The 13,593-nt window shown below is 67.5% G+C and carries 9 protein-coding genes; 3 read left to right on the forward strand and 6 right to left on the reverse strand.

Features of this window, described 5'->3' with window-relative positions; genetic code table 11:
* The first annotated feature begins 11 nt into the window (after positions 1-11).
* Positions 12-1,532 carry a peptidase S10 gene (locus EDF56_RS22185; RefSeq protein WP_132391679.1) on the forward strand — a complete coding sequence of 507 codons (1,521 nt, stop codon included), beginning with the start codon at positions 12-14 and terminating at the stop codon, positions 1,530-1,532.
* Between the two features lie 61 nt (positions 1,533-1,593).
* Here the strand turns inward: EDF56_RS22185 and EDF56_RS22190 are convergent, their stop codons facing one another.
* Genes EDF56_RS22190 through EDF56_RS22200 form a run of 3 tightly spaced genes read right to left on the reverse strand, consistent with a single transcriptional unit; the run spans position 1,594 to position 5,025 of the window.
* On the reverse strand, positions 1,594-2,523 hold the full coding sequence (locus EDF56_RS22190) for an ornithine cyclodeaminase family protein (protein WP_132391681.1): 930 nt from the start codon (positions 2,521-2,523) through the stop codon (positions 1,594-1,596).
* A 2-nt stretch (positions 2,524-2,525) separates the two neighbouring features.
* Positions 2,526-3,665: a membrane dipeptidase gene (locus tag EDF56_RS22195; protein WP_132391723.1), complete on the reverse strand. Its 1,140-nt coding sequence runs from the start codon at positions 3,663-3,665 to the stop codon at positions 2,526-2,528.
* Positions 3,655-5,025 (reverse strand): amidohydrolase family protein, encoded by a 1,371-nt coding sequence (locus EDF56_RS22200; protein WP_132391683.1) that lies wholly within the window; start codon positions 5,023-5,025, stop codon positions 3,655-3,657. Before EDF56_RS22200 ends, EDF56_RS22195 begins: the two co-directional genes overlap by 11 nt.
* A 163-nt stretch (positions 5,026-5,188) precedes the next feature.
* On the opposite strand from EDF56_RS22200, the gene EDF56_RS22205 reads away from it, so the two are divergent.
* Together EDF56_RS22205 and EDF56_RS22210 are read left to right on the forward strand one after the other, a co-directional pair.
* On the forward strand, positions 5,189-6,724 hold the full coding sequence (locus EDF56_RS22205) for a bifunctional aminoglycoside phosphotransferase/ATP-binding protein (protein ID WP_132391685.1): 1,536 nt from the start codon (positions 5,189-5,191) through the stop codon (positions 6,722-6,724).
* Between the two features lie 119 nt (positions 6,725-6,843).
* A complete protein-coding gene (locus EDF56_RS22210) occupies positions 6,844-7,626 on the forward strand; it encodes an IclR family transcriptional regulator (protein WP_132391687.1) in 783 nt (260 codons plus the stop codon).
* 749 nt (positions 7,627-8,375) lie between these two features.
* On the opposite strand, the gene EDF56_RS22215 is transcribed toward EDF56_RS22210, so the two are convergent.
* The 3 genes from EDF56_RS22215 to EDF56_RS22225 all read right to left on the reverse strand — a co-directional run bounded on the left by EDF56_RS22215 (position 8,376) and on the right by EDF56_RS22225 (position 13,583).
* On the reverse strand, positions 8,376-9,935 hold the full coding sequence (locus tag EDF56_RS22215; protein WP_132391689.1) for an MFS transporter: 1,560 nt from the start codon (positions 9,933-9,935) through the stop codon (positions 8,376-8,378).
* Between the two features lie 70 nt (positions 9,936-10,005).
* Complete coding sequence (locus EDF56_RS22220; RefSeq protein WP_132391691.1) at positions 10,006-12,465, reverse strand: glycosyl hydrolase 115 family protein; 2,460 nt, start codon at positions 12,463-12,465, stop codon at positions 10,006-10,008.
* 2 nt (positions 12,466-12,467) lie between these two features.
* Positions 12,468-13,583 (reverse strand): glycoside hydrolase family 88 protein, encoded by a 1,116-nt coding sequence (locus EDF56_RS22225; RefSeq protein ID WP_132391693.1) that lies wholly within the window; start codon positions 13,581-13,583, stop codon positions 12,468-12,470.
* Between the last annotated feature and the right edge of the window lie 10 nt (positions 13,584-13,593).

Raw genomic sequence — 13,593 nt, forward strand, 5'->3', positions numbered from 1 at the left:
AGAACCACCCGATGACCCAGACGATCCTGCGCACCCGTCTTCTTGCGCTCGCGCTTGCCGCGCTTCCGGCCACGGCCGTCCACGCACAAGACGAGAGCCTGCCGATGCCGCCGGTGTTCCTCAAGGCGATGGAGCCGATGGCGGAGCGCGATGCCGCGACCGACCGGGTGATCGTGACCCATCACAAGGGCGTCGTTGGCGGACGCACGATGGCCTACGACGCCATCGTCACCGAGACGCCCGTCTCCAACGACAAGGGCAAGCCGGCCGCCGTCGTCGTGACTTATGCCTACGTTGCGCCGGCCGCCAAGGGCGGAGCGAAACGCCCGGTGCTGTTCGTGTTCAACGGCGGCCCCGGCGCCTCGTCCTCGCCGCTGCATTTCTCGGCCTTCGGGCCGGTACGGATCGCGGACCGAAAGGGCACGACGCCGCACCTCGAGGCCAACCCGCATAGCCTGCTCGACGTGGCCGATCTTGTCTTCATCGACCCGCCGGGCACCGGGGTGAGCATGCCGGTAAAGGGCGCCGATGCCACCAGCCTCTTTTCGGTAGAGGGCGATGCCCGTGCGGTTGCACAAGTGGTGCAGCATTGGCGCGAGGCGAACCACCGGACCGACGCGCCCTTCGCGCTGGTGGGCGAAAGCTACGGCACGGCCCGCGCGCTGGCGATGCTGGGCGCAGAGAGCAAGGACAAGCTGCCTTTGCCCGATGGCGTGGCCCTGCTCTCGCTGGCGATCGGCGACAATGATGGTCCGGTGATCTCGGACGTCTCGCTCCTGCCGACGCTCGCGGCTGTCGCGTGGTATCATCAGGCCGTCGACCGCAAGGGCCTGACGGTGGAGCAATACTTCGCCGAGGCGCGCATCTTTGCCGAGAACGACTACGCCCGCGCCCTGATCGCGGGGGCCTCGCTGGCACCGGCCGAGCGCGCGCGCGTGGCAGCGCGGCTGTCCGAACTGGTCGGCCTGCCCGCCGCGCAGTTGGAGAAGGACGGCCTGCAACTCGACCGGCATGCGTTCATGCTCGGACTGCTGGGCGCCAAGGGGCTGCGGACCGGCCAGCTTGACGGGCGCGTAACGCGCGCCATCAGCGAATCGAACATGCACCCGCCCTTCGACGATCCCTCGATGACGCTGGGCGCGGAAACCGGCACGCTGCTGGCGGACTATATCGGCAAGGAGCTCGGCTATCCGCTGCCGAGCGCGTACAGGACGCTCAATCTCGGCATCAACTTCAAGTGGAACTGGGGCAAGGGAGAGCTTTACAGCACCCTTCGGTTCGCGCCTTACCTTGCCGATGCGATGGCGGCGAAGCCCTCGCTCAAGGTCATGACCGTGGGCGGCTACTACGACATCACCACCCCGCTCGCCGCCGGGCAGTTTGCGCTGAACCGCGTGGGGATCGGGCCCGAACGGCGGACATCGCTAAGCTACGCTGCCGGTCACTCGGTGTTCGAGGACGAGGGCGAACTCACGCGTTTCGCGTCCGATATGCGGGGCTGGGCCAAGGCGCTGGGGGGCGCCGCCCATTGATCCTGCGTGTCCGGGGCCGGCGTGCCGATCTGCACGGGCAGGTCGGCCGCCGGCTCCGGGCTTAGTGTGCGAGAAAGGCCGCGCAGGCGAGGTCCTGAACGATCGAGCCCAGCGACTTGTAGACCGTGACTTGCGAAGCGGACTCGCGCCCGGCGTCGAGGCCGGCGAGAATTCTGCCAATCTCGGGGCCGACGTCGTCTTCGGCGGCAAGGCCCAGTTCGACCGCGCGCAGATACTCGGCCCCCTGCGCCAGCACGCCCACGCGGTGGTCGGGAATGAAGCGCGCCCGGCGGACCAGCGCGGGATCGATCTCGACCGGCCCGGCACGGCTTGAACCGACGGCATTGATGTGAACGCCATCGGCGACTTGCTCCGAAAGCAGGATCGGCTCGGCGGCGGCGCTGACCGCGCAGATCACGTCGGCATCCTTGACCGCTTCGTCCACGCTGCTGGCCGCGCGGGTGGCAAGGCCGAAGTCCCGCTCGATCCGCGTCGCCATGGCGCGCGCCTTGGCGGGATCGCGGCCCCAGATCGAGACGGCCTCGAACGGGCGGACATGGCGCAGCGCGGCGGCGTGGTGCCAGGCCTGCTCGCCGGTGCCGAGGATCGCGAGACGCTTGGCATCCGCGCGCGCCAGCGCGTCGGTGGCGACGGCGGTCGCGCAGCCCGTGCGGATCGCAGTGACCTCACCGGCATCGACGACGGCCGCGGGCGCGCCGGTCACGGGATCGAACGTCACGATCACGCCCTGATGCGAACGGCCCTGCGCCGCCGCGCCCGGAAAGACGCTCACGATCTTGGCGCCGAAGCCCGATCCGGTGAGCGCGCCGGGCATGACGCCGAAGGCATTGCCCTCGTCGAGGTCGATGATTCCGCGCAGCAATTGCTTGCTGCCGCCGGTCGAGAGCGCGATCATCGCCTCGCGCACCAGCGCGATGCCGGTCCGGTGGTCCAGCCGCTGCGCCACTTCCGCCGCATCGATCAGCCGCATGGTCACGCGCCCCAGATGGTTTCGGCGTAGCGCAGGAAATTCAGGCCGAGGATCTTGTCGATCCGCGTCTGCGAATAGCCCTTCGCCTCCAGCATCCGCGCAAGTTTGCGGAACTGGTCGGGGCCGCGCAAGTCGACCACGAAGGGATAGGTGTCAGGCCGTTCGCCTGCCGCGCTGATCCCGGCGGCGCGGCGCTCGGCGATCTCCTTGGCGAGTGCGGCCCGATAGGCGACGAGATCGTCGATCTGCGTCACCGTGCCGTCGGTGCCGATGCCCACGTGGTCCTCGCCGCACAAGTTCACGGCATAGTCGATATGGCGTACCACGTCCTCGGCCGTCGCATGGCCGGAGAGGTTGAGGAACGGCATCGAGTAGATACCCACGAACCCGCCCCTTTCGGCCACCAGCCGCAGTTCTGCGTCGGTCTTGTTGCGCGGCAAGTTGGTGACGGAGCGGCAGCCCGTGTGGTTGATCGAGATCGGCGCCTTGGAAATGCGCGCGGCCTCAAGGCAGGTCTGCTCGCCGCTGTGGGAGAGGTCGACCATGACTTTTGCCGCGTTCAGCCGCTCGACCACTTCGCGGCCGAAGGGCGTGAGCCCCCGATTTTCCGGGGCCATCGAGCCGTCGCCAAGCTGGTTTGCCGGGTTGTAGGTGAGCTGGATCACCTTGACGCCCAGGTTCGCGAAGATGTCCACGCGCGAAGCATCATTGCCCATCATCGCGCCGTTCTGGAAGCCGTAGATGACCCCCACTTTGCCTTCCGCCTTGGCCTTGCGGATATCGGCGGCGGTCAGGATTTTCAGCAGGCGGTCGGGATGGGCACGCATGGCCGCATCGGTTTCTGCAATGGAGCGCACGCTGAATTCGAACGGGTCCTGCGGGCCCGAAACGTACCCGAGCGTGACATTGACGGCCGTAAGCCCCGAAGCGTGCGCCTCTTCCAACACGCGCGGGCTGAACAGGACCGCGTCGCCGCCTTCCGGACTGTTCGGGTCACCCAGACCACCCAGCGCGTTGATGACGATGCGCCCCGCGACCGGATCGCTTCCCCCCACGGCGGCGGCCATGGCACGCGGGCCCAGTGCGGCACCGGCCATCGCGACCGAGCCCCCTGCGATCAATGCGCGCCGATCAATCTTCATCGTCATTCCCCATTTCCTCGACCGTCACCGGCCGGTAGTCGGCGCGGGCGAATTCCTTGCCGCGCTTCACTGTCATGGCGATGCTGCGCACATTGCCGATGTCCTTGACGGGATCGGCGGCAAGCACCACGAAATTGGCAAGCTTGCCCGCCGCGATGGAGCCGGTGTCCTTCGCCTGCCCGGCCGCTTCGGCGCCGACCAGCGTGGCGGCATGAATCACCGCCAGCGGCGGCATGCCGACATCGTGGGCAAGGAAGTCCAGCTCGTCATAGAGGGCGGGCCAGGGGCTGGCGACATCGGCCTCGAAATCCGTGCCTGCCGAAACCGGTACTCCGGCTTTCCATGCCTGCCGCACCAGCCGCGCGGTGGTCGCGCCGGTGCAGCGCAGCGGGCGGATCTCCGGGTGCGTCTTGCGCAGCTTGTCGTAGCGCACGAAAAGGCTGCCGGTGGCGTCCACAATGGTGCCCTTCGCCAGCATCGCCTTGTAGAGCCCGGCGATCACCGGATCGTCGCCCGTCTTCGCCAGCAGGCTCTCGTTGACCGGAGTGTGATCCTCGTAGGAAGCGAGCATGACCGGCTCGACCTGATAGGCGAGATAACAGGCATGGCTGACGACATCGACGCCCGCCGCGATCACGTCCGCCGGGCGTGTCGGGAACACCGCGCTGTGCGCCCAGACCAGCATGCCCTGCCGGTGTGCCTCGGCGGTCAGCTTGGCGATGAGGTCGGCCGGCAGGTCGGCATAGATCTTGATCGCGGCAGCGCCAGTGCCGCGCGCCAGCGTGATCGCCGTGGGAATGTCGGTGTTCTCGTCGATGGCCTGCGCCCAGGGGGCGGTGCCCGCCTTGTAGCCCATGCTCACCGCGCCGATGCGCGGGTCGTTGAAGAACGGCGGTCCGGCGGTGACGGCAGCGGCGCGGATATCGGGCCCCGGAATCTCGCCGACCAGCGTCTGGCGGGACAGTTCGCTGACCGAGCGCAAGTCGTCGGCCATGTCGCGGACCGTGGTGACGCCGCCGTAGAGCAGCCGCCGCAGCATCGCCTGAGCACGCTTCGGGTTGGGCGGAGTGGCCATGTGGACATGGGTGTCGATCAGGCCGGGGATCACCCAGCGCCCCGCGAGGTCCACGCTGCGCGCCTGCCCGGTGGGCAGCGAGCCATGCGGCCCCACCGCGACGATGCGCTCGCCTTCGACGAGGATGTCCTGCCCGGCGCGGGCCGGCGCGCCGGTCCCGTCGATCACGGTTGCGCCCGAATAGAGCACGCGCTGCGGCGGTGCGTCGGCGGCTTTCGCACCGGCAGTTACAGCAAGGGCGGCCAGCCCGGCGAGGAGCGTGAATTTACGGAAACGTGCGACCATCCGCCGTCGCTAGGACAGGTTTGGCCGCCTTCGCAAGCGCCTCGCCGCAAGCGGGTGGGAAAATTCGAAAGTTTTTGCGCAGCGGTAGGCGGCCCGAGATTTCTCGACCGCCGCGCGAGGTTCGGCTAGGCCGGTGCGGGCCGCAACCGGAGGCGAATGAGGCATGCGCGATTGCGACGATCAGGCCGAGACAATCGCCTTCCTTTCGCAAGCCCATAGCTACGGCCTCGACACGCCCGTCGAGCGGATCGATACCCACGCCGCAATCGTGTTCCTCGCCGGTGAGCGCGTCTACAAACTCAAGCGCGCGGTGCGCTTTCCCTATCTCGATTTCTCCACTCTCGCGCAGCGCCGCAAGGTCTGCGAGGCCGAACTCGCACTCAATCGTCGCACCGCGCCGGATCTCTATCTCGCGGTCGAGCCAGTGGGCCGTCTGCCGGACGGTTCGCTTGCAATCGGGCTGGGCGAGCCGGTCGACTGGCTGGTGGTCATGTGCCGCTTCGCGCCCGAATGCCTGTTCGAAACGATGGCGCATCAGGGCCCGCTCGATCCGCTCCTGATCCGCGAACTGGCCGACGCCATCGCGGCTTTCCACCAGAGCGCGGAAGTCGTGACCGGGCCGGGCGCCGCACGGGTGCGCTCGGTAATCGAAGGCAATCGCACGAGCATGGCTGCGCTTCCCGATGGCCTGCTGCCTGCCGAGACCTGCGACGACCTCTGCCGCCGCAGCCTTGCCGAACTGGACCGGATCGCGCCCTTGCTGGACCGCCGGGCCATGGACTGCCACGTGCGGCACTGCCACGGCGACTTGCACCTTGCGAATATCTGCCTGTGGAACGGACGGCCGACGCCGTTCGATTGCCTTGAATTCGATCCCGAACTGGCGACATCGGACGTGCTCTACGATCTCGCCTTCGTGCTCATGGACCTGTGGCGCCGCGGCCTGCACGGCGAGGCGTCGCTGTTGTGCAATCGCTATTGCGACATGTCCGGCGAAAGCGAGGGGCTGGCAACACTGCCGCTGTTCCTGTCGATGCGGGCGGCGGTCCGCGCCCATGTCAGCGCGAGCATGGCCACGCGGCAGATCGACCCCGCAGCGGGCGAACGGCGGCGCGTGGCGGCGCGCGGGTATCTGTCGGCGGCGCTCGCCTTTCTCGACCGACCCCTGCCGCGCCTCGTCGCGGTCGGCGGGCTGAGCGGTACCGGCAAATCGACGCTCGCGGGCGGGCTGGCCCCGCATGTCGGAAGCGCGCCCGGTGCGCGGTGGCTGCGGACGGACGTGCTGCGCAAGCGCATGGCCGGCGTGACGCCGGAAACACGGCTGCCGCCTTCCGCCTATACGCGCGAGCAGAGCCGCGAGGTCTATGCCCGGCTGATGACGGAAGTGCAGGCGGCCGTGCGGGCGGGCCGCAGTGTGATCGTCGATGGCGTTCTGGCCGATCCGTCCGAGCGGGAGGCTCTGGCGGAGGTGGCGCGGGCCTGCAAAGTCCCTTTCACCGGCCTGTGGCTGGAAGCACCGGGCGATGTCCTGCGCGCTCGCGTCGACGCGCGCCGGGGCGATGCTTCGGACGCCGACGCCGGTGTCGTCGACCGTCAGCTCGGCTATTCGCTGGGCGATCTTGGCGGATGGGCGCGGATCGCGGCGCAGGGCGAGCCTGACGATGTGCGCGCCAGGGCGCTCGACATGCTCTCCGCGTGACGGATTGGCGCCGACGCGCTTCATGCAATTGAGTTGACCTTGCCCGTGCAGGGTATAGATCGGTGGGACAGGTGGACATGCGTCCCTATAAGTGGACCGCAACAGCGAGATTCTGACCAATGGCGACACTGCGCGAGGACAAGCCCGATGTCGAAGTGAAGGGCACGCAGACACTCATGCGTGCGCTCGACATCATGGACGAAGTGATCGACGGCCCGATCCGCGCGGCGGATCTCGCGCGCAAGCTGGACATGAGCAAGACCACCGCGCACCGCCTCGCGCAGGCGCTTCGCTCGCGGGGCTATCTTTCGGTTACGAACGACGGGTTCGGGCTGGGGCCCAAGCTGCTCGAACTGGGTGTCATGGCCACCGAGCAGATCGACTTCGTGCGCGTCGCCCGTCCGTTCATGGAAAAGCTGTCGGACGAGACCGGCTTCTGCGTCTTCGTCGGCAAGCGCGAGGGCAACTGGTCGCGCCACCTTGACCGCGTGACCGGCCGCCAGCGTCTGCGCGTGGCGACCGCACCGGGCGATCGCCGTCCCATTGCCGAAACCGGTTTGGGCAAGGCGCTGCTGCTCGATGAGGACGAGGCGGTCTGGGAAGACCTCTACCGCGAGGCCAATGGCGGCAAGGTTCCGGCCAAGGCGATGAAGGAATACATCGCGCTGATGCGCGAGCACAAGGCACGCGGCTATGTGTTGCATGACAGCGAACTGGGCGACGGTGTGCGGTCCATCGCGGTGCCGATCCGCGATGCGCGTAGGCAGATCTGCATCGCCATCTCCATCGCGAGTGCCGCGCATTATCTGACCGACGATATCGTGCCTGAGCTTGTCGCCGCGATCGTGGCAACGGCTGGCCGCATCGGCGAGGCCGTGGGCTACCGCGCGCCGAGGCGGTGACGGAGGCACGTGCGGGGTGCAGGGTGTCCGGCAAGGTAGCCATGACATCTCAACCCCGCTCAGGCTGAGCTTGTCGAAGCCCCTTGCGGGCGTGGCGCGAGGCATCGCATCCTTCGACAGGCTCAGGATGAGCGGGTTGGGTGGGGGCGGAGGAGTGCATTCCGGCACGTTGCTTTGCGAACCTCGAAACCGCGCGCAGTCCGAAGCTGCGGCAGTCCATCCGCGAGCCGTGACACCTCAACCCCGCTCAGGCTGAGCTTGTCGAAGCCCCTTGCGGGCGTGGCGCGAGGCCTCGCATCCTTCGACAGGCTCAGGATGAGCGGAGTGGGTGGGAGTGGAGGAGTGCATTCCGGCACGTTGCTTTGCGAACCTCGAAACCGGGCGCAGTCCGAAGCTGCGGCAGTCCATCCGCCAGCCATGACACCTCAACTCCGCTCAGGCTGAGCTTGTCGAAGCCCCTTGCGGGCGTGGCGCGAGGCCTCACATCCTTCGACAGGCTCAGGATGAGCGGGGTGGGTGGGAGTGGGGGAGCGCTTTCCGGCACGCTGGTTTGCGAACCTCGAAACCGGGCGCAGTCCGAAGCTGCAGCAGTCCATCCGCCAGCCATGACACCTCAACTCCGCTCAGGCTGAGCTTGTCGAAGCCCCCGCGAGCGTGGCGCGAGGCCTCACATCCTTCGACAGGCTCAGGATGAGTGGCGTGCGTGGGAGTGGCGGAGCGCATTCACACACCCCGCCACTGCTACAGGATCAGTTCCTCGCGTTCACCGGCTCGCCGAGATCGCCGTTCGCGGTGTCCTGCTCCACCAGCGGATTGCGCCCCCAGAGCTGGTCGTAGCGCCAGCCCGAAAGATCTTCCACCACCGCCTGCGCCTCGGGGCTGGTGGGCGTGCGGGCACCGCTGCGCAAGTGCTCGATCTCCGCCATGAGCACCGCGTGGGTCGCGGGCGAGAGGCGGAAGCGCATCGAGACGGCAACACCGAACACCAGCATCCCCACGGTGCCTAGGCCCAGCAGCAATGCGATGGTGTGAATGGCGCCGTCGCTCTGCCGCGCCGCGCCAGAGACGAAGCCGCCCGCCTGCATCACGAAGCCCACGCCCGCCACGGCTGCCGCCTGTGTGGCCTTGCGCACGAACGTCATGACGCCCGCGAAGCTGCCCTCGCGGCGGCGGCCGGTGACGATCTCGTCCACGTCGGCCATGTAGTTGTAGGTGGCCCAGGGGATGTAGTTGAGCGCGCCGCGTCCGAGGCCTGCGAGCACGATGGGGATCCAGACCATGTGGCTCGTGGCCGTGATGCCGCCGATCCACAGGCCGACCAGCGTGATCGCCCCTGCCGCGAAGCTGGCGGCGGCCATCTGGTAGGCGGTGCTGGGCGAGGCGCGCAGGGCCATGTTGATGGCGATCACCACCGCCACGAACTGCACGATATACATCGTGCCGAGCAGGCCCGAGGCAATCGCGGTGGTGCCTGCCATCGCGAAGATCACGAAGAAGATGAAGGCCGCGTTGAAGATGTCCTGGCTGATATAGCCGCCGAGGTAGATGCCCAGGTGCAGGCGGAAGGCGCGGATGCGCATGGTGGAAAAGAGATTGCGGTAAAGCGCCTTCAGCGCGTCCACCGGCCCCGCTGCCGTCTTGCGGTGGTCTGCGGGCAGCGGCGTGCCGCCGGGCATGTGACGCTCCCAGCTGAACAGGTAGAGCAGCCCTGCCGTTACCATGAACAGGCCCGAGAAGATCAGGCCCATGTAGAAGAAGGTATCCGCGCTGTCGCGCCCCAGCGTATTGATCAGCCAGAGCGGCAGGAAGCCCGCGAGGATGGCGGCGGCCTGCCCGAACAGGATGCGCGAACCGGCGAACTTGGCTTTCACGCGGTAGTCGCTGGCCATTTCCGCCGCGAGCGTTTCGAACGGGATGATCTCCATCGCGTAGACCAGCTCGAACAGCACGTAAGTGACGAGGTAGTACCAGAAATGCTGCCCCGGCAGCCACATCAGCGCGAAGCTGGGGAGCAACGGGATCGCGGCGAGAATGAAGAAGCGCCGCCGCCCGAACCGGCGGCCCAGCGCGGTGGTGCCGAAGTGGTCGGAGATATAGCCGATCATCGGCGAGGCGAAAGCGTCCAGCACCCGCGCCACCGCGAAGATCGTCGCTGCCTGTGCCGCCGAAAGCCCGCAAAACTGGGTGTAGAAGATCAGCACCCAGCCCGAGATGACCGCCATCGATCCGGCTCCGAGCACGTCGTTGGAGCCATAGGCGAGGTAGTTTCTCAGGCGCACGGGACGCACGGCCGCTTGGCTTTGGGGCACTACAGGATCCTTCACCGTATTGTTCTTTTGCAGGGGCCGCCTTCGTGGGCGGACCGATTGGCGTCTGTTATTATGTCGGAGTAATCGGTTTGTCAGCAGGGACGAAGCGGATCGCCTCGATCATCACGGCAGGGTCGCCGATTTCGATGGAAACCCTGTGCTGCCCCGCGCCGAGCGCGGCGGAGAGTGGCAGGGAAATACGGTTGTCGAGCACGGCGCGGGCCCAGTCGCGGTCTCCGGTATGGCGCGGCACGTTCAGCGTTTGCGCGGTACCGTCGATGCGGACAGTGAGCCGCAGCATGTCGCCATTGTCGGAAGGGTAGGTGGGCAGCAGATCGACCACCGCGCGCCAGTTTCCGGCGGGCAGGACGATGGATGCGTTTGTCGGGGCTGAAGGTGCTTCCGCGCCCAGTACCGCGCCGTTTCGGCCGAGGCCGTCGACAAGATGCCAGCCCTTTGCGCGTGGGAATTGCGCGGGCGTCAGCATGGGCAGAACGGGAGCGGCTGGAACGGGCGCGGCATCGCCACCGGCGGGCATTTCGGCGACAGCGGGCACGACCGGCGGCGTCAGGCGGAAGCCGCGCCATTGGCCGTCGGCGGGCTCCACGGCCATGATCCCGCGCCACTTGCCGCCCGCGATCTCGCGGTTGTAGCGGCGGGTGAGGGCAGTCAGTTCCGCGTCGGCATCAGCGGCGATCCGTGCGCGGCGCCAGCTTTCCGCCGGAGCCGCGTCCCGCAGCGCGTCATGCGCCTCGGCGGCGAAGAAGCGGCGGTTGGCGGCGGCCGAGGCGGAGACCGGATAGTCCAGCAGCTCAAAGAACGCATCCGCGCGGTCGGCCGGGATCAGCGGGCGCAGCGCGGCAAGGCGCTGCTCCATCGCCGCGAACCCGGCGAGGCGCGCGTCGGCCTCGGCGATGCCGAGGGGACTGGCATGCGGCTTCTCGCCCGGCAGATACCACTGGAGATGCTCGGGACGGCGCGCGAAGTTGAGACGGTAGTAATCGCCCAGCACGGCGGCGGCCTGAGCGCCGGTGCCTTGGCCCAAAGCGCGCTCGGCCCATTGCCCCACCCAAGTCCCGATCGGCTGGGCGCGTGTGCCCTCGATATCCCACGCAAGGCTCAGGAAATAGTCGATGCCCAGTTCGGCGGGCTTGATGTCGCCGACATTGGCGATCCACATTTTGCGCGCGCCGTTGTCCCACGCGCGGCCCATTTCCTCTCGGATCAGTGCGGGCGGCGTGGTCGAAAGCCATATGTAGGAGAGCGGCGCGCCGAGGTAGGAGAGGTGGTAGTAGACGCCGTTGCCGCCGCCGCGCGCCTGCTCGGCATCGTCGGGAAAGTGGCGCAGATAGCCGAAGTTGTCGTCCGTCCACATCAGCGTCACGTCGCCGGGCACTTTCAGCCCGGCGCGGTAGATGTCGAGCACTTCCTTGTAGGGCGTGAAGACTTGCGGTGCGCCGGAAATCCCGGCCTCGTCCAGCATCTGGCGCTGGTCGGCGAAGACCTGTTCCAGCGTGGCGCGGCGTTCCTCGTCGGTCTTCGGGCCGATCATGCCGCTGTCATGGATACCGCGCAGGCCGAGCGTCCAGATCGTCTCGTAGGCAGCATTGCTGCGGACCCGCTGGCGCCAGTAATCACGGATGGCATCGCGGTTGGTCAGGTAGTTGAAGTCGTCCGCCTTGCCCGTCCATTCGCCCACATTGTTGCGCAGCATCGGCTCGGCATGGCTGGTGCCCATGACCACGCCGTAGCGCTCGGCCAGCGCAGCATTGGCGGGATCGGCGTTGAAGGCGCGGCTGGCCTTGTGCATCGCGGGCCAGAGCGTGTTGGCGCGCAGCCGCAGCAGCAGATCGAAGACTTTCGCATAGGTCTTCGGCCCGGGTGCGGGTTCGTTCGGGGCGAAAGTGCCCTGCGCCCAAGGGACGAGCCCCCAGTCCTCGTCGTTGATGAAGATCCCGCGATACTGCACCGAAGGCGGCCCGAAGCGCCGCGTTCCGGCGGAGACGTAGAGCGCGTCGTGATGTTCGGGCGGAACGTCAGCCCACCAGTGCCACGGCGATACGCCGATGGCGCGCGAGAGTTCGTAGGCGCCGTAAGCGGTACCGCGCCGGTCGCTGCCGATCACCACCAGCGCCTGCTTCACGCCGGGCGCCGGGTTGGGCACGGCGGCGATGACGAAGCTTTCCCATGCACCGCGCAGCTTCGCAGCATCGATCCGGCCCGCCGCGACAAGCCGGTCGATGGCCGGGTTGCGGCCCAAAGTGCCGATCCAGATCTCGGTGCCCGATGCCGCTTTGACGCCGGTGACGGCGGTCAGGTCGCCGCGCAAGTCCTCGGCGGCGATGCGGACCACGTCGTAGTCTTCCGGCGCGGTGACGACTTGCGCGACCCGGCCGTCCTTCGCGAGAGCAAAATCCCCGCGCGCAGGCTCGAAATGCACCCAGCCGTCGCCGGGCGGCGAGGCGGCTGCCTGCGCCGGACCGGCGAGCGCGAAGCCCGCCGCCAGCAACAGGGAAGCCGCCCCGCGCATCGTCAGATATAGGTCCGCAGGAACTCGGCCAGCGCGCAGATGGCGAGGCTCTGTCCATAAGGCATCGAGGTGAGCGCGATGTCCTTGTAGAACTGGAGCGTGTCGCCCATCGCCGTGCCGAAGCTGACCTGCTGAAGCTCGCCCGTCTCGTCGATATTGGCGAGCACGCCGCGCACCGCCTTGATGCCCACGGCTTCGTATTCGCGGGGCAGGTAGCCCTTGCGCACCGCCTTCAGGATGCCATAGGCGAAGCCCGCCGTGGCCGAGGCTTCAAGGTAGCTTGTCGGATCGTCGATCAGGGTGTGCCACAGGCCTGTTTCCGCGTCCTGCGCACCTGCCAGCGTGCGGACCTGCGCGGCCAGCGCGTCGATCAGGAACGTGCGGAAGGCATCGCCGGGTTCGAGATCGAGCAGGTCGATGATCTCGGGAATGGCGATCGTCACCCAACAGTTGCCGCGCGCCCAAAGCGCCTCGGCAAAGTTGTGGCGGCCGTTGAAATCCCAGCCGTGGAACCACAGGCCGGTCTTCTTGTCGGCCAGGTACTTGATGTGGATCAGGAACTGGCGCTTGGCTTCCTCGATATAGTGCGGGCGGTCCAGCAGCAGGCCGATCTTGGCCAGCGGCAGCACGCTCATCATCAGCGTGTCGTCCCACAGTTCGCCGGGGTTCTCGTCATTGTAGACGATGTGCTGGAAGCCGCCTTCCTCGGTCTTGGGCAAGCCGTCGGGCGCCATCAGCCATTCGGCCCAGGTGTCGAGATAGGGGATATAGCGCGGATCGCCGTCCAGCTCGTAGAGGTAGGCCAGCGTGATGAAGGGCGCCATCGTGTTGATGTTCTTGGTGGGCGTGCCCTCCGCGAAGCGGTCCTCGAACCACTGGCGGATGATGTCCAGCGCCTTCTCGTCGCCGGTCTGCTCGAAATAGCGCCACATGCCAAACAGGCCGACACCGTGGGTCCATTCCCAACCGGCCCAGCCCTTGGTGTCGATCACGCGGCCGTCTTCGAGGTGCAGCAGGAATTCGCCGGTCTCGTCCTTGATGTTGACGAGGTTGTGCATCAGCAGGTCGATCGCCGCGGTGACCTGCTGGCGGGGGATGTCATGGGTTAGGGCGGCCACTCAAGTTCTC

Source organism: Novosphingobium sp. PhB165, assembly GCF_004341845.1.
Lineage (GTDB): Bacteria > Pseudomonadota > Alphaproteobacteria > Sphingomonadales > Sphingomonadaceae > Novosphingobium.

Coding starts and splice junctions, on each gene's coding strand:
- EDF56_RS22185 (WP_132391679.1), top strand. CDS start 12: ATGACCCAGACGATCCTGCGCACCCGTCTTCTTGCGCTCGCGCTTGCC.
- EDF56_RS22190 (WP_132391681.1), bottom strand. CDS start 2,523: ATGCGGCTGATCGATGCGGCGGAAGTGGCGCAGCGGCTGGACCACCGG.
- EDF56_RS22195 (WP_132391723.1), bottom strand. CDS start 3,665: ATGAAGATTGATCGGCGCGCATTGATCGCAGGGGGCTCGGTCGCGATG.
- EDF56_RS22200 (WP_132391683.1), bottom strand. CDS start 5,025: ATGGTCGCACGTTTCCGTAAATTCACGCTCCTCGCCGGGCTGGCCGCC.
- EDF56_RS22205 (WP_132391685.1), top strand. CDS start 5,189: ATGCGCGATTGCGACGATCAGGCCGAGACAATCGCCTTCCTTTCGCAA.
- EDF56_RS22210 (WP_132391687.1), top strand. CDS start 6,844: ATGGCGACACTGCGCGAGGACAAGCCCGATGTCGAAGTGAAGGGCACG.
- EDF56_RS22220 (WP_132391691.1), bottom strand. CDS start 12,465: ATGCGCGGGGCGGCTTCCCTGTTGCTGGCGGCGGGCTTCGCGCTCGCC.